At 64.4% G+C, this 18,920-nt stretch carries 14 protein-coding genes; 7 read left to right on the top strand and 7 right to left on the bottom strand.

Annotation, left to right across the window (positions count from 1 at the left end; genetic code table 11):
- The first annotated feature begins 6 nt into the window (after positions 1–6).
- The 3 genes from P0D96_RS31500 to P0D96_RS31490 all read left to right on the top strand — a co-directional run bounded on the left by P0D96_RS31500 (position 7) and on the right by P0D96_RS31490 (position 2,427).
- Positions 7–375 carry a Rieske (2Fe-2S) protein gene (locus tag P0D96_RS31500; protein ID WP_408317339.1) on the top strand — a complete coding sequence of 123 codons (369 nt, stop codon included), beginning with the start codon at positions 7–9 and terminating at the stop codon, positions 373–375.
- Positions 372–1,505, top strand: coding sequence for a porin (locus tag P0D96_RS31495; RefSeq protein WP_408317337.1), 1,134 nt, complete (start codon positions 372–374; stop codon positions 1,503–1,505). The genes P0D96_RS31500 and P0D96_RS31495 overlap by 4 nt, the downstream gene beginning before the upstream one ends.
- A 169-nt stretch (positions 1,506–1,674) precedes the next feature.
- The gene (locus P0D96_RS31490; RefSeq protein ID WP_408317335.1) at positions 1,675–2,427 is read left to right on the top strand and encodes an SDR family NAD(P)-dependent oxidoreductase; all 753 of its coding nucleotides are present in this window, start codon (positions 1,675–1,677) and stop codon (positions 2,425–2,427) included.
- A 43-nt stretch (positions 2,428–2,470) separates the two neighbouring features.
- Here the strand turns inward: P0D96_RS31490 and P0D96_RS31485 are convergent, their stop codons facing one another.
- Together P0D96_RS31485 and P0D96_RS31480 are read right to left on the bottom strand one after the other, a co-directional pair.
- Positions 2,471–3,538, bottom strand: a complete 1,068-nt coding sequence (locus P0D96_RS31485) for a catalase family protein (protein ID WP_408317334.1) — start codon at positions 3,536–3,538, stop codon at positions 2,471–2,473.
- 203 nt (positions 3,539–3,741) lie between these two features.
- Positions 3,742–4,455, bottom strand: a complete 714-nt coding sequence (locus tag P0D96_RS31480) for a hypothetical protein (RefSeq protein ID WP_408317332.1) — start codon at positions 4,453–4,455, stop codon at positions 3,742–3,744.
- 113 nt (positions 4,456–4,568) lie between these two features.
- Here P0D96_RS31480 and P0D96_RS31475 point away from each other — a divergent pair, with 113 nt between their 5' ends.
- Positions 4,569–4,796, top strand: a complete 228-nt coding sequence (locus tag P0D96_RS31475) for a hypothetical protein (protein ID WP_132382627.1) — start codon at positions 4,569–4,571, stop codon at positions 4,794–4,796.
- Positions 4,797–4,979: 183 nt separating this feature from the next.
- Positions 4,980–5,699 (top strand): ABC transporter substrate-binding protein, encoded by a 720-nt coding sequence (locus P0D96_RS31470; protein ID WP_408317383.1) that lies wholly within the window; start codon positions 4,980–4,982, stop codon positions 5,697–5,699.
- 6 nt (positions 5,700–5,705) lie between these two features.
- Here P0D96_RS31470 and P0D96_RS31465 read toward each other — a convergent pair whose 3' ends face one another.
- The 4 genes from P0D96_RS31465 to P0D96_RS31450 are packed head-to-tail and all read right to left on the bottom strand — an operon-like array spanning position 5,706 to position 14,913.
- Positions 5,706–7,199: an efflux transporter outer membrane subunit gene (locus tag P0D96_RS31465; protein WP_408317330.1), complete on the bottom strand. Its 1,494-nt coding sequence runs from the start codon at positions 7,197–7,199 to the stop codon at positions 5,706–5,708.
- The gene (locus P0D96_RS31460; protein WP_408317328.1) at positions 7,196–10,516 is read right to left on the bottom strand and encodes an efflux RND transporter permease subunit; all 3,321 of its coding nucleotides are present in this window, start codon (positions 10,514–10,516) and stop codon (positions 7,196–7,198) included. Before P0D96_RS31460 ends, P0D96_RS31465 begins: the two co-directional genes overlap by 4 nt.
- A complete protein-coding gene (locus P0D96_RS31455) occupies positions 10,513–13,638 on the bottom strand; it encodes an efflux RND transporter permease subunit (RefSeq protein ID WP_408317326.1) in 3,126 nt (1,041 codons plus the stop codon). The genes P0D96_RS31460 and P0D96_RS31455 overlap by 4 nt, the downstream gene beginning before the upstream one ends.
- A 15-nt stretch (positions 13,639–13,653) precedes the next feature.
- The gene (locus P0D96_RS31450; RefSeq protein ID WP_408317324.1) at positions 13,654–14,913 is read right to left on the bottom strand and encodes an efflux RND transporter periplasmic adaptor subunit; all 1,260 of its coding nucleotides are present in this window, start codon (positions 14,911–14,913) and stop codon (positions 13,654–13,656) included.
- A 422-nt stretch (positions 14,914–15,335) separates the two neighbouring features.
- Here P0D96_RS31450 and P0D96_RS31445 point away from each other — a divergent pair, with 422 nt between their 5' ends.
- Entirely contained in the window at positions 15,336–15,563 is a 228-nt protein-coding gene (locus P0D96_RS31445) for a hypothetical protein (RefSeq protein ID WP_132382639.1), read from the top strand.
- A gap of 34 nt (positions 15,564–15,597) precedes the next feature.
- Here P0D96_RS31445 and P0D96_RS31440 read toward each other — a convergent pair whose 3' ends face one another.
- Complete coding sequence (locus P0D96_RS31440; RefSeq protein WP_408317381.1) at positions 15,598–17,433, bottom strand: ABC transporter ATP-binding protein; 1,836 nt, start codon at positions 17,431–17,433, stop codon at positions 15,598–15,600.
- 309 nt (positions 17,434–17,742) lie between these two features.
- Between P0D96_RS31440 and P0D96_RS31435 the strand changes: the two genes are divergently transcribed.
- A complete protein-coding gene (locus P0D96_RS31435; protein WP_132382643.1) occupies positions 17,743–18,909 on the top strand; it encodes a hybrid sensor histidine kinase/response regulator in 1,167 nt (388 codons plus the stop codon).
- The last annotated feature ends 11 nt before the right edge of the window (positions 18,910–18,920 follow it).

The raw sequence follows: 18,920 nt of genomic DNA, 5'->3' as shown, positions 1-18,920 counted from the left end.
GAGGCGATGAACGCGGCGAATCCCGAACCTCATCAAGGCTTTCTCTGCGCGCTCGACGACATTCCCGATGGCGGCGCGCTTGAAATTCCCGCTGATCGTGCCGGCGCACCAGGCGTCGTGATTCTGCGCCGTGGCGATGAAGCGTGGGCGTACCGCAATGTGTGCCCGCACTTCTCGATTCCCCTGAACTACGAACCGAACACGTTCTGGGCCTACGACGCCGAATTGCTGATGTGCGCGCATCACAGCGCGATGTTCCGCTTCGAAGACGGCGTGTGTGTCGATGGACCGTGCGAGGGCGCGTCGCTCACGCCGGTCGAGATCCGCATCGAACAGCGACAGATATTCAACAACGACTGGAGGAGACAGCTATGAAAGGGACCAAGCCGAAGCGCCTGGCGATGGCAGGGTGCACGTTCGCATGCATCGCGCCGGGTATCGTGCCAAATATAGCCTGCGCGCAAAGCAGTGTGACGCTGCAAGGCGTGATCGATGCGGGCGTCACGTATGTGAACAACCAGCATGGCGGCGCCGCGACGCTGTTCGACAGCGGCGTGCTCTCGCCGGACCTGCTGACGTTCAAAGGCAGCGAAGATCTGGGCGGCGGCAACAAGGCGATTTTCGAACTCACGTCGCAGTTCGATCTGGGCAGCGGCGCGACGATTCCGGGCGCCGGGCAGATTTTCAACCGCACGGCGCTGGTCGGTCTCACCAATGACCGCTTCGGCTCGCTCACCTTCGGCACCCAGTACGACTTCATGTTCGAGACGTTGACGCTCGGCCTGTATGACGGCGCGTTCCTGTTCGGCGGCATCTACGATTTTCGCCAGGGGCCGTTTACCGCGCTGGGTGTGCCGAACAATCCGACCGGTTCATTCGATTTCGACCGCATGGCGGGCGCGACACGCGTAGGGAACTCGGTCAAATATCGCAGCCCCGATATCGCGGGGTTCACGGTCGGTGCGCTCTATGGATTCGGTGGCGTACCCGGCTCGTTCTCGTCGGACTCGACAATGAGCTTCGGCGCGAACTATGCGAACGGTCCGTTGGGCATCGGCGCGGCATATGTCGAGGTGAAGTATCCGCAATTGGGCGACGGTCACGACGGCATCCGCAATTTCGGTTTCGGCGCGCACTACAACTTCGGCAGCGTGCTGGGGATGTTGCTCTACACCAACACGAAAAATACGGCGAGTGGTGCGAAGATCGACGTCTACAAAGGCGGCGCGTCGTGGACGATCTCCGGCCCGTGGACACTCGGTCTCGACTACGCGTACATGAAGGGCAACGACGTGCTGCTGAACAACAAGGCGCAACAGGTCACCACCGCGTTGCAGTACAGCTTTTCGAAACGCACCACCGCGTATGTCGAAGCGATCTATCAGCGCGCGAGTGGCGACGCGGCTGTGACGCGGGCATGGATCAACGGTTTGCTGCAACCGGACGGCGCGGCGAGCAACCGCTCGCAGACACTTGCTCGCGTCGGTTTGCGTACCAGCTTCTGACGGTCTGGGCTTGCGCGGCCCAATCCAAAGATCGTCCGAATTTCGAAAGTGGTTGTCAGGCGTACCATCCGGGAAACGATACTCTTATCGAGGGTCTCACTGACCCGGTCGTTACGGCGTCGCTCGCACGGCGTGACGGTCGGTATTCCATTCATGCGTAGGCGTTGAAATGACGGCACAGTCTCTGGAAGGGAAGGTCTGCGTGATACTCGGCGGGTCCGGCGGTATCGGCAGCGCGACGGCGAGGCGCCTGGCGGCACTGGGCGCGCGCATCGTCGTGACCAGTCATGCGGATTTGCAGAAGGCGCAAGGAGTTGTCGACTCGCTGCCGGGGAGCGGCCATCTCGCCGCGGCGGTTTCGATCACCGACAGTAACGCACTCAACGATCTGGCCGTGAAAGTGCAAAGCGAGTATGGGCGCACGGATGTGCTTGTCAATACGGCCGGCATCACGCAGGCCGTGCCGCACGCGAATCTCGATGCACTCACGGACGAGCTGATCGACCAGATATTTGCCGTGAACTGGCGGGCGCAGTTTGCGGCGATCCGCGCTTTCCGTGCGCTACTCGAGTCAAGCGGCGACGGATTGGTGATCAACGTCTCGTCCATCTCGGGGACCACGGGGCAGGGCAGCAATATCGCCTATTGCGCCGCCAAAGCGGGGCTCGACGTGATGGCGGCTTCGTTGGGCCGCGCGCTGGCGCCGCGCATTCGGGTTTTGAACGTTTCTCCAGGAGCCGTCGATACGACGTTCGTGCCGGGGCGCGGCGCCGACTTCAATGACAAAGTCGCGGCGACGACACCGCTTCGCCGCATCGGCACGCCGGACGATGTGGCTTCGGCAATCGAGGCGTGCGCGACGCATCTGACGTTCAGCACGGGCGTGACCATAGTCGTCGACGGCGGGCGGCGTCTGAATTGAGCCGGCTGGTCCAGAGGAGCGTTGCGACACTCGCGCGGAAACTTCACATGGGTTCTATATATCGGCGCGCGTCGTCGCTCGACAATACGCCGCGGTCCACGCGATTCGCGGCGCTGGCCGCGTAGACGTTCTTGCGAGCGTGTGTGATGCCCAGCGGTTCGAAGCCGTTGGCCGGGTTGAATGCCATCTGGTTGATGTGCGCTTCGTCGTCGGCGGAGGGCAGTGTCGCGATCTCCAGCACACCTATCGCAATCGGCGGCTCCGCCCATGCGACCGATGCGTCGTTGACCGGCGTGCTCTCCTCATCCACGAAGAACTGCACGCAGAGTTGCCATTTGAGCGGACCGGTTTTCAGGCGATTCAGCAGGTCTTCGCGCAGATAGTCGTCGCCGTGGCGATCGCCGTTTGTCCCTCGCACGGTTGTATCTTCGGGTTGAAGCGAGTACTTGATGGCCGCGACGCCCAGCTTGACCACCGAGCCCCAGAACCGCTCGGTCGTGAGACTCTCGACGGAGCGCAGAGTCGTCTCCTTTGCCAGGATAGCGACGATGCGGGCTGTCTCGACGGGGCCGAGTTTGCCGCTCAACACTTCCATCGACGCCTGCTCCAGTGCCCCAAGCGCGCCTCTAGCGATCTGGGCGACGAGGATATCGGCGAAGTCCATGAACTGCACCGCGTTTCTCGCATGCGAGCGGCCGCCCTCGTTGGTCATGAGGAGATCGGTTTCAATGTCCTGCGCGGTGAAGAACTTGATGGCGACACCGCGAACGTCGGCGGCCTGGTCGGAGAAAGGACAGGGCTGCCCGTTAGAAAAGCGGCAGGCGACCCGATAGCAAAGCGACGGTCCCAGTTCGGCCGGTTTCGCAAAAGGGCCATGCTTGAGCGCAGTGGGTATCGTTTCGAAGATCCGCAGCGTGCCGAAGGCGCCGAGCGTTTGCTTCTGATGCTGACCGCGGTCGGCGCGTCCGTCCAGATGAGTGTTGCTACTTGCTGCGATCGCCGCCTGCTGCGCCTTGATTTTCTCGACGAGAACGGCGATAACCTCTGCGTCTTCGGGCTGGTCGATCCAGCCTGTGCCGCGTTCTGCTTTGTCGGGGGAGTCGTTGGTCATGCTCGTCCTCCATCAAGGTTCGCCGCGATGGAAATGCGTCCAGGCCTGCGCTGAAGTGGCAATCGTGTTGCTGCGGGAGCGCATGGATCTGAACTACATCGTAGACTACCGCGCAATCGAACGCATGACCGCTTCAGCATCCGGCGCGCGAGATCGCGGTGACATCATGACCACCACGATCGAACGAGCGGCGGTTCCCCCGTTTAGTGCATGCCCGACGGGTTCGGCGGCGGCAATGCCGGATCGAGCTTGGCGGACTCTTTGACGAGTTGTTGCGTCATCGCGGCCGCGACGGCGTTCGAGCCACGATGCGGCTGATCGTCGTGCACAAACGGCGCAGGTTCAGGCGGCGGGAGCGCCGGATCCAGCTTGGCGGATTCCTTGACGAGTTCGTCCGTCGCCGCGGACGAGACCGAATTCGAATCGCGGCGGTGCAGACCGTCACGGCCGCGGCCGGGTTGCACAACAATGGCTGTTTTTGAATCGGTGGCGGCCAGGACGGTGGCCACCGCGGGCGTTTGCACGGTTTGCGGGTGCGGTTGTGCCGGTTGCCGTGGCAATTGCGCGGCGTGCTCCGTTGACGGTTCGGGCGCGGGCGCGGGCGTGATGTGTCCCTGCGCAGCTTGAGCGGGGATTTGTGCGGGGACGCGTGCGGCGGTCTCCGTGCTTGCGGCGGGCGACGACGCGCTGAGAGCGTTGTCGGCGTTCACATGTAACGTGCCGGACTGAACCTTGTCCGAAGCCAGCGCCGCAGAGCCGTCCGTAACGGCCCCGGGATCGCGGGTCGACGGATCACTTTTTGGGGACAGTAGGTAAACGGCGAATGCGACCTCTGCGAGCACCAGACCGACCACCAATGCTTTTCCGATATTCCTCATAATTAGCCAACGGGTACTCAGAGCGATGCGATCGCACATGATAACCAACCGGCCGCTGGCGGTTTGTAACGAGAGGTATGCGGAAGTAACCGGAATACTCGGCGCGGAGCATGCTAGATTTGACTTATCGCGCCATCAACGGAGTTTCTTCCATGGACACTCACTCGATTCTGGGCATGATTCACGCCGAAGAGGCGTTACTGGTCTCCATCGTGCGGTCGTTGCCACCCGACGTGCGACGCACAGTGGCTAACGATTTCCACGAGCAGGCTCAACTCGCTGAGACGTCGCATCTGAATCCCACCACCGATCGTGAGGCGAGCATCGCGTTCAAGGCTCACATCAGACGGCTGTCGAACATGCTAGCTTCGCTATCCTGAGGAGATATGGGGCGCGGCCGAGCGTGCATGTCCTACAACAAAATTTTAAACACGGAGCGACACAACAGCATGCTCAGAATATTCACATCGATCCTCGTATCCACCGCGGTCTTGCCCGCATTCGCGCAACCCAACGACGCGAGCGCCCAGCCAGCCGCAACCTCGAAACCGGCTAGCGCATCGATGGCCGCCGTATTCGCGCCGAGCGGCACGTTGCGCGCGTCGATCAATCTCGGCAACCCCGTGCTGGCCGCGCTCGATCCGGCGACGGGCAAGCCGGTCGGCGTGTCCGTCGATCTCGCCAGCGAATTCGCCAGACGGCTCGGCGTGCCGCTGCAACTGGTCGCGGTCAAGTCGGCGGGCGCCTCGGTCGAGAACGTCAATCAGGACAAGGTCGACATCGGTTTCTTCGCGGTCGATCCGAAGCGTGGACAGGAAATCGCTTTCACGAAACCGTATGTGCTCATAGAAGGCTTTTATCTCGTGCGGGCGGCCTCGCCGATCACCAGCAACGAGCAGGTCGATCAACCCGGCGTAACGGTCGCGGTCGGCAAAGGCAGCGCCTACGATCTGTTTCTGACGCGCGAACTACACCACGCGACAATCGTGCGGATTCCGACTTCGCCCGCGGTCGTGCAGGGGTTCCTCGATCAGCATCTCGACGTGGCCGCCGGCGTCAAGCAACAGCTCGAAAAGGACGCCTCCAAAACTGGCGGAGTGCGCATACTGGACCAGCGCTTCATGGTGATCCGTCAGGCGATGGGCGTACCCAAGGCAAAGGGCGACGACGCGGCCGCATACCTGTCGAAGTTCGTCGAGGACATGAAAGCGTCCGGCTTCGTCACGGCGTCGCTGGCGCGGCATCAGATCACCGGCGCGGTGGTGGCGAAAGACAACGACTAGCGCGGCCTAGGGCGACGCGTTCTGTTGCCCTGTCTTCCGCGGATCAGTCAATTCGCTGGCGGACCAGCCGCCTCCCAGGTCGCCGAACAACGACGCCGCATCGAGCAACCGTGTTTGCTGCACGTTCAACGCGGTCTGCTGAAGATTCAACTGCGTTGCCTGCGCCGTCGCGACCGTCGTGAAGTCCACCGTCCCCGCCTGGTATTCATTGCGCGCGATCTCGGTGCCGCGCGTCGCGTCGCGTACGGCACGCTCCAGCACCTCGGCTTGCTGCGCGAGGATGCGCAAGCCGGCGAGGTCGTTCTCCACACCCTGGAACGCCGTCAGGACGGTGCCGCGATAATTGGCCACGGCCGCTTCGTAAGACGCCTTTGCCGCGTCGACCTGCGCGCTGCGCTGGCCGCCGTCGAAAAGCGTTTCGCTCGCCTGCCCGCCCAACGACCACACATAGTTGCTGATGTGCAGCAGGCCGGCCAACGGCGACTGCGTGAACCCGTCCAGCGCGGATAGCGAAATCGTCGGGTAATACGCGGCGACGGCCACGCCGATCGCGGCATTCTGCGCCGCCATCTGACGCTCGGCGGCGGCAATGTCGGGCCGGCGCTCCAGCAGCGTGGACGGCACGCTGACGGGAATGGACGGCAGCGTCGGCAGCGTGGTGTTCGGGGGGATGTCCAGCTCTTCCGGATTCTTGCCGACCAGCACGGCGATCGCATGAACGTTTTGAGCCCGCGCGACGCCCAGCGCAATCAGACTCGATTGCGCCGACTCCAGTTGGGTCTGCGCGGTCACCAGATCGGAAGGCGGCACGGTGCCGGCCTTGTCCTGCTCGGCGACGACGCGCAACGATTGCTCGAACGCATCGACGGTGTGAGTGAGCAAGTCGATATTCGCATCCGTCACGCGCAGGTCGGTGACCGCGTTCGCCAGCGCGATCTGTTCGGAGAGCGTGGCGTTCGCGAGCGTCGCCTGACTGGCCTGCGCGGTGGCGGCGCTTTCCTCGATGTTGCGCCGCACGAGGCCCCACAGGTCGGGCGCCCAACTGGCGTTGGCTTCGAGCGAGCCGGCGTTGTTGATGCGCTGGAAGCTGCTCGCGCCCGCGCCGGCCAGTGCGCTGCTGTTGAAGTTGCCGGTCGACGAACGTGCGCGGGTCACCGATCCGGTCACGCCGATGGTCGGGAACAGGGCGCTGCGCGCAAGCCGCACTTCGGCGAGCGCCTCCTGGTAGTTCGCATAGTCCTGGCGCACGGTCTGATTCGATACCGACACGAGCGGCTCGAACTCGTTGATGAGCGGGTCGTTGAAGCCCGTCCACCAGTCGCCCTTCGGACGGTCGGCGGCGGGCTGCGCTTCGGTCCAGCCGGGCAGTTCCTTCCATGTGGCGGGCGTCGCGACAGGCGGGCGATGATAGTCGGGGCCGACCATGCAGCCGCCTGTCAACACAGTCGATAAGGCCAGCATCGCGCCGGCCAGTCGGGTGGGGGAGATCGTCTTCATCATGCGCTCGTATCGGGTGCTTCGCCGCGGCGATTCCACGGCAGGCGCGCTGACCATTTCGCGAGTCGCGCGCGCAGCCGGTCGAGGTACAGATAAATCACCGGCGTCGTGTACAACGTGAAAACCTGGCTCACGAGCAGCCCGCCCATGACCGTCACGCCGAGCGGCTGGCGCAGCGACGCGCCCTGGCCGATGCCGATCGCAAGCGGCACCGCGCCCAGCACGGCGGCCGCGGTCGTCATCATGATCGGGCGCAGCCGCACCACCGCGGCCTCGTGAATCGCATCGCGCGCGTTCATGCCGTCGTGGCGCTGTAACTGGATCGCGACATCGACCATCATGATGCCGTTTTTCTTGACGATGCCGATCAGCAGAATGATGCCGATCATCGCGATCACCGAAAAGGGCGTGCCGAAGATCAGCAAGGCGAGTGTCGCGCCGATGCCCGCCGACGGCAGCGTCGACAGAATCGTGAGCGGGTGCACCGTGTTTTCATACAGCACGCCGAGCACGAGATAGACCACCACCAGCGCGGCGAGAATCAGCAAGGGCACGGCGCCCATCGACTGCGCATACGCTTGCGCGGCGCCCGCGAACGCGCCGTGCACCGACGCGGGCATGCCGATGTCGCGCTCGGCCTGCGTGATGAGCTGGCCAGCCTCGCTGAGCGATCCGCCCGCCGGCAGATTGAACGAGATGGTGCCGGCCACGAGGCCGCTCTGGTGGTTCACCTGGGTCGCGGTGTGGCTGTTCGAGAAGGTCATCATCGCGGAGAGCGGGACCATGGTTTCGGCCGCGGTGCTGTCCGCGCTGCCGCTGGAATTGCCGCCCTTGCTGTTCGAGATGCTGTTGGTCTGCTGGTTCGCTTCGGCGTCGGCGTTCAGCGAGTTCGTATTTGCGCTGGTGCTCGACGCGCTGCTGACCGCCGCCGCCTGTTGCACGGCGCTGACGGTGGCACGCGACATCTGCGTCTGCTGTGTGCCGTTCGCGTTGCCGGCGGCCGTGCTGAGGTAGATCTGATTGAGCGCTTGCGGATACTGCCAGTAGGCCGGCGCGACTTCCATCACGACGAAGTACTGATTCAGCGGGTTGTAAATGGTCGACACGGTGCGCTGGCCGAAAGCGTCGTACAGCACGTTGTCGATCTGGTTCGGCTGGAATCCGTAACGCGTGGCGGTCGCGCGGCTGAAGTTCACGTAGGTCTGCAAGCCGTTTTGCTGCAGGTCCGAGTTCACGTCCTCCATCTTGCTACGGTATTTGCCGAGTTCAGTCACGAGTTTCGGCACCCACGTGAAGAGCGCGTTGGCATCGTCGCTGGTGAGCGTGTACTGGTATTCGGCAGCGGCCTGGCGTCCGCCGATCTGTAGATCCTGCTGCGCCTGCAGGAAGAGTCGCGCGCCCGAGACGGCGTTGAGTTTCGGCCGCAAGCGGTTGACCACCTCCGTCGCCGACAGATGGCGTTGCGCGAGCGGTTTGAGTTCGATGAACACGTTAGCGGTGTTCAACGCGCGTCCGCCGGTGAAGCCCGCGACCGACGCCACCGCCGGATCCTGCTTCACGATCGCCTGCAATTGCGCGAGCTTCTTTTCCATGGCGTTGAACGAGACGCTCTGGTCTGCGATGATCTGCCCGATCAGAATGCCAGTGTCCTGTTTTGGGAAGAACGTCGCGGATAGGAAGCGGGCCAGGAACACGTTGAGCACGAGCAGGCCGATCAGCAGCAGGACGACCACGAGTGCGTGGTCGAGCGCCGTCGAGAGCGAGCGGGAATACGCCTGTTTGAAGCGCTCGAACTGCGCCTCGACCCAGCGGGCCCAGCGCGATGGCGAATGCATTGCGCGCTCGCGGCTGAGCAGATAGGCGCACATGACCGGCGTGATGGTCAGCGAGATGAGCAGCGACAGCAGAATCGCGATCGAGAGCGTGACGGCGAACTCATGAAACAGCAGCCCGACAATGCCGGGCATCAGCAGGATCGGCAGAAACACGGCGATCAGCGAGAGACTCATCGAGATCACCGTGAAGCCGACTTCGGCGCTGCCGCGCAGCGCGGCTTCCTTCGGTTCGAGACCGGCTTCGAGATGACGCACGATGTTCTCCAGCACCACCACGGCGTCGTCGACCACGAAGCCGGTGCCGATCGTCAGCGCCATCAGCGAGAGGTTGTCGATGCTATAGCCGAGCAGATACATCGGACCGAAGGTGCCGACGATCGAAAGCGGCAGCGCGACCGCCGGAATCAGCGTGGCGCGCGGCGACAGCAGGAACACGAAGACCACGCCCACCACCAGCAGCACCGCGATGAACAGCGTGCGCTCGGTATCGGCCACCGAGGAGCGCACCGATTCCGAGCGATCGATAGCGACATTCACGTGAATCGTGCTCGGCAACGCGGCTTCAATGATCGGCAGGCGCGCGCGGATCTGCCCGACCGTCTGCACCACGTTGCTGCCCGGCGTCGGATAGACGATCACGAGCACGGCCGACTTGCCGTTGTAGAGCCCGGCATTGCGGATATTCTCGTTCGAGTCGCGCACCTGGGCGACGTCGCGCAGCAACACGGGCGCGCCGTCGCGATAGGCGATCACCACGTCGCGATACGGCGCGGCCTTGCTGATCTGATCGTTCGACGTCACCACGTAGCGCTGCTCGCCCTGGTCGATATGCCCTTTCGCGCTGTTCGCGTTCGCCGCGCCGATCGCCGCGCGCACGTCTTCGAGGCCGATGCCGTAACTGTTCAGCTTGCCCGGCTCCAGCTCGACGCGCACCGAGGGCAAGGCGCCGCCGCCGAGCGTGATCTGCCCGACGCCGTCGATCTGCGACAACTGCTGCTGGATCACCGAATCGGCGGAGTCGTAGAGCTGCGCCTTTGTCAGCGTGTCGGAGGTCAGCGCGAGCACCATGATCGGCGCGCCGGCCGGGTTGTACTGGCGATACGTCGGATTGCTGCGCAGCGTGGTCGGCAGATCGGCGCGCGCGGCCTGGATGGCGGCCTGCACGTCGCGCGCCGCGCCGTTGATATCGCGGTTCAGGCCGAACACGACGATGATCAGCGACGAGCCCACGTAACTGATCGAGGTCAGCTGGCTCACATCGGCGATGGTGGCGAGGCGCCGCTCCAGCGGCTCGGCGACGGTGGCGGCCATGATTTCCGGACTAGCGCCCGCCATGTTCGCCTGCAACGCGATCACCGGAAAGGCGATGTTCGGCAACGGCGCAACCGGCAGGCGGAAATACGCGAGCGCGCCCGAGATCAGGATCGCGACCGCCAGCAGCGCGGTCGCGACCGGGCGCCGGATGAAGAGCGCCGAGATGTTCACGGTGCATTCTCCGGCGGCGCGGCGGCGCCGTCATTCGCGGCGCGGCGCCGGTTCTTCACGCGCTGCGCGGCGCGGTCGAAGAACAGATAGATCACTGGCGTGGTGAAGAGCGTCAGCACCTGGCTGAGCGTGAGTCCGCCGATGATCGCGAGACCGAGCGGCCGGCGCAGTTCCGAGCCGGTGCCGGTGCCGAGCAGCATCGGCAGCGCGCCGAGCATGGCGGCGAGCGTGGTCATCAGGATCGGCCGGAAGCGCAGCAGCGACGCTTCGAAGATCGCTTCACGCGCAGGCTTGCCATGCACGCGCTCCGCCTCGAGCGCGAAGTCGACCATCATGATCGCGTTCTTCTTGACGATGCCGATCAGGAGCACGATGCCGATGATGCCGATCACGTCGAGATCGCTGCCCGCGATCATCAACGCCAGCAGCGCGCCGATGCCGGCCGACGGCAGCGTCGAGAGAATCGTCACCGGGTGGATGTAGCTTTCGTACAGCACGCCGAGCACGATATACACCGCGACCAGCGCGGCGATCAGCAGATACACCTCGCTGGAAAGCGAATCTTCGAACGCCTGGGCCGCGCCCTGGAACGATGTCGTGATCGACGGCGGCAGGTCCACCGCGTGCTCGGCGTCGCGGATCTGCGCCACGGCGGCGCTCAGCGACGCGTCCTGCGCGAGGTTGAACGAGATCGTGACCGCCGGGAACTGCGCGAGGTGGCTGATCAAAAGCGGCGATTGCGTGATGCTGATCTTCGCGATGCCCGACAGTGGCACCTGGCCGGTGCTGCTGGTCTGGCTCGGCAAGTACAGATTGCCGATCGATTGCACGGTGGGTATCGTCTCCGGCTTTGCCACGAGAATCACGCGGTACTGATCGGACTGCTGGAAGATGGTCGAGACGATGCGCTGGCCGAGCGCGTCGTACAGCGCGTTGTCGATCGTGGCCGCCGTGATGCCGTAGCGCGCGGCAAGCTGCCGGTTCACTTCGACGTTCACGCTCAGGCCGTTGGTGTTCAGATCGCTCGTGACGTCCGTGATGGCGGGAATCTGCTTCATGCGCGCAATCAATGCGGGCACGTATTGATCGAAGGCCTGCTGGTTCGGCCCGCGCAGCACGAAGTTGTACTGGTTGCGCGAGATCGACGTGTCGAGCGTCAGATCCTGCTCGGGTTGTAGATAAAGGCGGATGCCGGGCACGTCGGCGACTTCCTGCTGGATGCGGCGGCCGATTTCCTCGGCCGTGAGCGAGCGGTCGTCGCGCGGGCGCAGATTGATCAGGAACCGGCCGTTGTTCAGCGTCGGATTGGTGCCGTCGATGCCGACGTACGAGGTCAGCGACACCACGTCGGGATCCTTCAGAATCGCGTCGGCGAGCGCGCTTTGACGCCGGACCATGGCAGTGTACGAAACCGAGTTGTCGGCCACGCTGATGCCCTGAATCACGCCGACGTCCTGCACCGGGAATAGTCCTTTCGGAATCACGATGTACAGGATCGCCGTGAGCGCGACGGTAATGAGCGCGACCACCAGCGTCAGCGTCTGGTGATCGAGCACCCAGCGCAGGCCGCGTTCATACGCGGCGAGCGTCTTGTCGAACAGGCCCTCGCTGAACCGCTCGAAGCGGCTCGGATGGCGTTGCGCCTGCGCGCGCAACAGACGCGCGCACATCATCGGCACGACGGTCAGCGAGACCACCGCCGAAATCACGATCGTCACCGCGAGCGTGATCGCGAATTCGCTGAAGAGCCGGCCGATCACGCCGCCCATGAACAGCAGTGGAATCAGCACGGCGATCAGCGAGACGGTCAGCGACAAGATCGTGAAGCCGATCTGCCCGGCGCCTTCGAGCGCGGCTTCGAGCGGCGTCTTGCCTTCCTCCAGATAGCGCACGATGTTCTCGATCATCACGATCGAGTCGTCGACGACGAAGCCCGTCGCGATGATCAGCGCCATCAGCGAGAGGTTGTCGATCGAATAGTTGAGCTGGTACATCACGGCGAGCGTGCCGATCAGCGAGACCGGCACGGAGATGCTCGGAATGATGGTGGCGGGCACGTTGCGCAGGAACACGAAAATCACCAGCACGACCAGCACGACGGCGAGCACGAGTTCGAACGCGGCATCCGAGACCGATGAGCGGATCACGCCGGTGGTGTTCGCCACCACCGTGACCTGCAGGCCGGCGGGCAGCGTCGATTCGAGCGCCGGCAGCTGCTTCATGATCTGGTTGACGGTGGCGATCACGTTCGCGCCCGGCTGACGCTGCACGTTCAGCACGATGGCCGGCGTGCGGCCGTACCACGCGCCGCGTCCCACGTCCTGCGCGGCCTGGCTCACGCGCGCGACATCGCGCAGATACACGGGCGCGCCGTTCTGATACGCGATCACGGTGGCCAGATAATCCTGTGGATCGACGATCTGGTCGTTCGCGTTGATCGTGTAGTCGAGCTCTGGCCCGTCGAAGTTACCTTTCGGCTGGCTGACGTTGACGTTCGCGAGCAGGGTGCGCAGATCGTCGAGATTGAGGCCGTAGGCGGCGAGCTTTTGCGGGTCCGCTTCGACGCGCACGGCCGGCACGTTGCCGCCTGCGGTCGTCACGAGGCCGACGCCGGGGACCTCGGAAATCTTGGTGGCGAGGCGATTGTTGGCCGTGTCCTGCAACTGCGTCAGCGACATCGACTTCGAGGTGACCGCAAGCGTGAGGATCGGCTGATCGGCCGGGTTGACCTTGGCATAGGTCGGCGGCGCGGGCAGGCCGGTGGGCAGGAAGCTGTTGGCGGCGTTGATCGCCTGCTGCACGTTCTGCTCGGCGATGTCGAGGTTCAGCGAGAGATCGAATTGCAGTGTGATGACCGACGCGCCTTCCGAACTGTAAGACACCATTTGCTGCAAGCCCGGAATCTCGCCGAGCTGGACCTCGAGCGGCGCGGTGACGGTGGTCGCCATCACGTTCGGGCTCGCGCCCGGATAGAAGGTCTGAACCTGGATGGTCGGATAGTCGACGTCGGGCAGCGACGAGACCGGCAGGAAGCGCACCGCGACCAGCCCGACGAGCACGAGCGCGACCATCAGCAGCGACGTCGCTACGGGTCTCAGGATGAACAAGCGGGAGAAGTTCATCGACGGGGCGGCGTGTTATGAGGCCGTGGACGCCGTGTCGGGCGCGGACGCCGGACGTGTGCGCCGCGCGGTGGACGCGGACCCGGGCGCCGCCGGCGTCGCAGCCGAAGCGCCCGCGGCACCCGAAGCCGGCCGCGTCGCGGACGCCTTGATCTTCACGCCGTCGCTCAAGCGGTCCATGCCGTCGGTGACGACCACGTTGCCCGCGGCGAGCCCCGAGGTGATCACCGTATGCTGGCCGTCGCCCGGTCCGAGCGTAACCTTGCGCACCGATACCGTGTTGTCGGCGTTGACGAGATACACATAGTCGCCGGGCGCGCCGCTCTGCACCGCGGGTGTCGGCACCAGCACCGCGTTTTGCAGCGTATCGACCAGCAGCTTGACGTTGACGAACTCGTTGGGGAAGAGCGCCTCGTCATCGTTGGGGACGGTTGCGCGCAGCGTGACGGTGCCGGTCGCGGTCGCCATCTGGTTGTTGATCGCGTACAGCGTGCCAGTGGCGATTTGCCGGGAATTGTCGCTGCTGAATACGGCGACAGGTAGCTGCGCGCCGGCGTTGATGCGCTGCAACACCTTGTCGAGCGCGGTTTGCGGCACGGTGAATTCGACGGTGGTCGGCTTCATCGTCGTGATCACCGCAATGCCCGGTTGGCTCGACGCGGTCACGTAGTTGCCCGGATCGACGAGGCGCAGTCCGACCCGCCCCGACACCGGCGCGGTGATATGGCAGTAGAGCAGGTCGAGAACGAATTGCGCGACGTTGGCTTCGTCGGCTTTGACCGCCGCTTCGTCCTGCTGGACGAGAAACTGCTGATCCGCATAGGTCTGCTCGGCGATCGACTTGCGTTCGTTGAGTTGCGTAAAGCGCGCGAGATCGGCGCGCGCCTGGGCGAGCGCCGCTTTGTCCTTGGCGAGTTGCGCCTCGGCTTGCCGCTTGCTGATTTCGTATTGGCGCGAGTCGATCTGCGCGAGGAATTGCCCTTTCTCGACGTCCTGACCTTCGCGATAGCCGACGGCGGTCAGGTAGCCGCTCAGTTGCGGCAGCACGGTCACGGTGGCGACCGGCGTCACGGTGCCCAGTTCGCTCAGCGTCTCCGGCATCGGTCCCGTGGTGGCGGCGGCGACCGTCACGACCTGGGGTGCCACGCCGGGCTTGGGCGCCTTCGAGCGCAACAGATGAAACACCACCAGCGCGATCAGCGCGAGCACCACGAGCGCCAGCACGATACGGCCGCGCCGCGGACGCTTGACCGGGATTGACGACACTTCGCTCATGACGGTCTCCCGCCGGATCCGTGGCACCCGGCGACCGCCGTCGAGGAACGGCCCGGCCAATTGCTGTCGAAGAGCGTCATACGAACTCCCAGGATGGGGCATCGCCGTCGCCGGCGACAGGAATCCAGACAATCACTAGCAGAGTCTATCCGACTGTGGAGCTAGTTCTCACGACAGTACCTTGACGGGCGTTTCGATTTGTTACGGTCGGCCAGGCCGTGGCGCCTTACCGTCTGTCCAGGCGCGAGCGCGAGCATACGGAAAAAAGTAGCGGCGACGCGGGACGTCGTCGGGCACCAGCGAAGCACGCGCGCCGTGCCGACATGTAACCACGTAACTTGGCGCAACAGAACCGTAGCCTGAATGTCGGACTCGCGAACTAGCATCACGGCATTGTCCAGTCTCAACCGACGAGGTAACCGATGCTGAGCCATCATGAACTCGCGACACTGCTGCGTCTCGCGGACACCGAGCGGCGTCCGGAGGCGATCGATCCCGACGTGCTCGCCCTGAGCCGATACGATCTGATCGAAATCGACCGGCGCGAGGAGGGCGTGATAGTGGGCGGCACGTCGACGCTGCGGTTGACGAGCCGGGGCCGTGAACTCGTGCGCCGGCTGTTCGGTGGTGGCGACCGCGACGGCGCGTGAACGGAGTCCCTTGCGCCGTCGCGTGCGTCCCGCATCACATGAGATCGGGACGCGGAGCGGGCGTGCGTCTGATCTGCCGCGCCAGCGTGTCGCGATAGATGCCCGGCACGGCGGCCAGCTCGGCCGGCGTGCCTTGCTGAACGACACGGCCGCGGTTGAGCACCACGATCCGGTCGAAGGACTGCAACGTCGACAGCCGGTGAGCGATCGCGACGACGGTGCGATGCTTCATGAGCCGTTCGAGCGCCGCCTGAATGGCGATCTCCGATGCGGTATCGAGCGCCGACGTCGCTTCGTCGAGCAGCAGGATGGGCGAGTCTTTCAGAATGGCCCGGGCGATCGCGATGCGCTGGCGCTGTCCGCCAGAGAGTTTGGTGCCGCGGTCGCCCGCGACGGTGTTGAGCCCTTCGGGCATCGCGTTGATGAAATCGAGGCAATAGGCGTCCTCGCACGCGCGGCGCACGTCGGCCTCGCTCGCGTCGGGACAGCCGTAGCGGATGTTGTCCAGCAGCGAGCGGTGAAACAGGGAAGCGTCCTGCGGCACGACCGAGATGGCGCCTTGCAAGCTTTGCAACGTGACATGCGCAATGTCCTGGCCCGAAATCCGCACGTACCCGGAGCCAGGCTCGTAGAAGTGCTGCAGGAGCGCGAGGATGGTCGATTTTCCCGCCCCCGAGGGGCCGACGAGACCGACGCGCTCGCCCGCGCCGATATGCAGGTTCAGACCGCTCAATACCGGGCGGCGCCCCGGATACGCGAACGTCACGTCTTCGAAGTCCACGGTGGCGCGCCGGACTTCGAGCGCCGCCGCCCTGGTCGGCTCGGGCATGGCGTGCGGGATCAGCAGTGTCTGCGACGCTTCGCCAAGCCGGGCGACATGCTGGGTCAGGTCGACGAACGCCACGGCAATATCGCGCGAGCCGTGCAGGATCGAGAAACCGAGTGAGCCGACCAGAACGACGTCGCCGGTGGTCGCACGGCCGACGCTCCACAGCCACACGGTCCACCCGAGCACGCAAGTCGACAGAATGCAGGTGGCGAACGCGTGCAACAGGCGCAGTTTCTCGAGATAGAGCAGGCTGCGCTTGCGGGCATCGCCTTCGGCGGCGAGCAGCGCGTCGAAGCGCCCCCGCTCCATCACCACGGCGCAGAAGGCGCGGACCAGCCCCATATTGCCGATGACGTCCACGAGTTCGCCGTCGACCGAGGCAGCCTGCGCGGCGAACGCCTCGTGCCGGGCGGTGCCTTTGCGCGCCAGCAGGAACAGGCAGAAAGCCAGCCCGACCGAAATCGCGACCAGCGTGAGGCTCATGGGAATGCTGACCACGCCGACCATGACGATCGCCCCGACCACGGTCAGGCACGGCGGAAAGGCCGTCCACGCCACCGTGTTTTCGATCACGTACACCGCGTTGGCCGTCGCCGATATCCGGCTCGACAGGACGCCGGGTTGCTTGTCGGCGAAGAAGGTCGGGGCGTGCACGGTGAGATAGTCGAACATCTCGCGCCGGATGTCGCCTGTCACCGCCACGAACGTGCGCGCCGAGATCCATCCGGCAATGCGCCAGAAGAGATTGTCGGCGAGGATCAGCGCGACGAGCACGGCAAACGCGTGAATCACCTGTTGCGGATGGGCGCGGCCGCCCGGCAACGCGTCGATCAGATTGCGGATCCCATATTGCGATGCGAGTGCACAGCCGACCGCTGCCACGACGCTGGCCAGCACGATGGCGTGCGCCAGCTTGCGACGGGCTACGTAGCGCCAGATCAGCCGGATGGGCCGCCCGGCGTATCGCGACAGCACGCGGGACTGCCGCCGCCTGCGCACGCGCCCGGCCCGGCCGGTATCGCCATCGTTGGTCAATTCCATGACACCGCTTCCCCTTGGTGGAAGGAGTCGGGCGTCCATGCTGTGCCACCCCGACGGGCAGCCGACAGTCGAGAAGTCCGGTTCCGGCAGCACGCAAGCGGCGTGCCTTCGCAAGCAGCGAGCCGGTCTGACCGGCGGCGATGCATATTGGGTAAGGGCGTGCGGTGTTTCCCCCGGTTTTTGTCTGACGCGATACCCTATACTTCCAAACTCCAAATCGGTTCGGCGCTTGTCACCGGCAAGCCGTTTTTATCATCCGCAACGTGGGCTCCGTGCAATGTCGACCCGCCGCCATCCGCTGGGAATGCGATGAGTGACCCTATGCAGCCGCCGTTTTCCATTCTCTTCGTCGACGACGACGAGATGTCGCGCAACCACTTCGCGCGCGCGATGAGTGCCGATTACAAAGTGTATGTCGCCCAAAGCGCCGACGAGGCGATGACGGTGCTAGGCAAGCACGCTTCGGAAATTGCGGTGCTGGTGACGGACTTCCGCATGCCGGGCCGCGACGGCGACGATCTGTTGCGCCAGGTGGCGCAGGAGTATCCGCAAATCGTGCGCATTCTCGTGACCGCCTATGCGGACAAGGACATGCTGCTGCAAACGGTCAATACGGGCGACGTGTTCCGCATTATCGAAAAGCCGCTGCGAACGGACATGGTGCGCGAGGTTCTGCAACTGGCAACCGCGCGCTATACGGAGCGGGAAACGCGTCAACAGCGGCTGCTGGCAATGGACGAGACGCTCGCTTTTCTCGCCCACGAGCTGAATACGCCGTTGGCGACGATCTCGCTGTTCGCGCGCTCCGTCGAGAACGACGTGGCCGAGCAATACGACCCGGAGCGTCAACGGGAGATCGGCCTCGCGGCAAAGTCGATGCTGAACAACGCCCAGTATTGCCTGACGCTGATCTCGTCTTTCTGGGCGACGGTGCACAAGAGCGGCGGCCAGAAGTCCGCCTCGGGCGGTGGCACGCGCGCGGTCAGAGCGACGCGGTTGATCGCCACGCTGCTCGACACCTATCCGTTTGTCGCGTCGCAGCGCGATTGGGTGAAGGTCGACGTGGAAGGGGATTTTGTCGTGCACGCCATGCCCAATTGCGTGGCGCTCGTGCTGTCTTCACTGCTGTCCAACGCGCTGCGCGCGCTCGACGGCACCAGCGCGCCTTCGTTGCGCCTCGAAGTGGTGGCTTTCCCTGAACCGGAGATCCGCATTCGCGACAATGGCCCGGGAATCGCGCCAGAGGTCAAAGCACGTTTGCTGCAGGATCCGGTCACCACTTACGCCGGCGCCGGCGGCCACGGCATGGGCATGATCTTCTGCAACCGCATTATGCAATCGTTCGGCGGCTGCCTGCGGATCGAATCCACGGTCGGTGCGGGGACCACGGTGACCATGGGCTTTCCCAGTTTCAATAGCCACATGCACACCGCTGACGACGAAGAACCGTCCGACAGTCAGGTGGCCTCGCGATGAAATCGAATGGC

Origin of the sequence: Paraburkholderia sp. RL17-347-BIC-D (genome assembly GCF_046027915.1) — a bacterium.
Classification (GTDB): domain Bacteria; phylum Pseudomonadota; class Gammaproteobacteria; order Burkholderiales; family Burkholderiaceae; genus Paraburkholderia.
The sequence above is the reverse complement of the archived record's forward strand: the minus strand, read 5'-3'. Positions and strand labels throughout refer to the sequence as shown.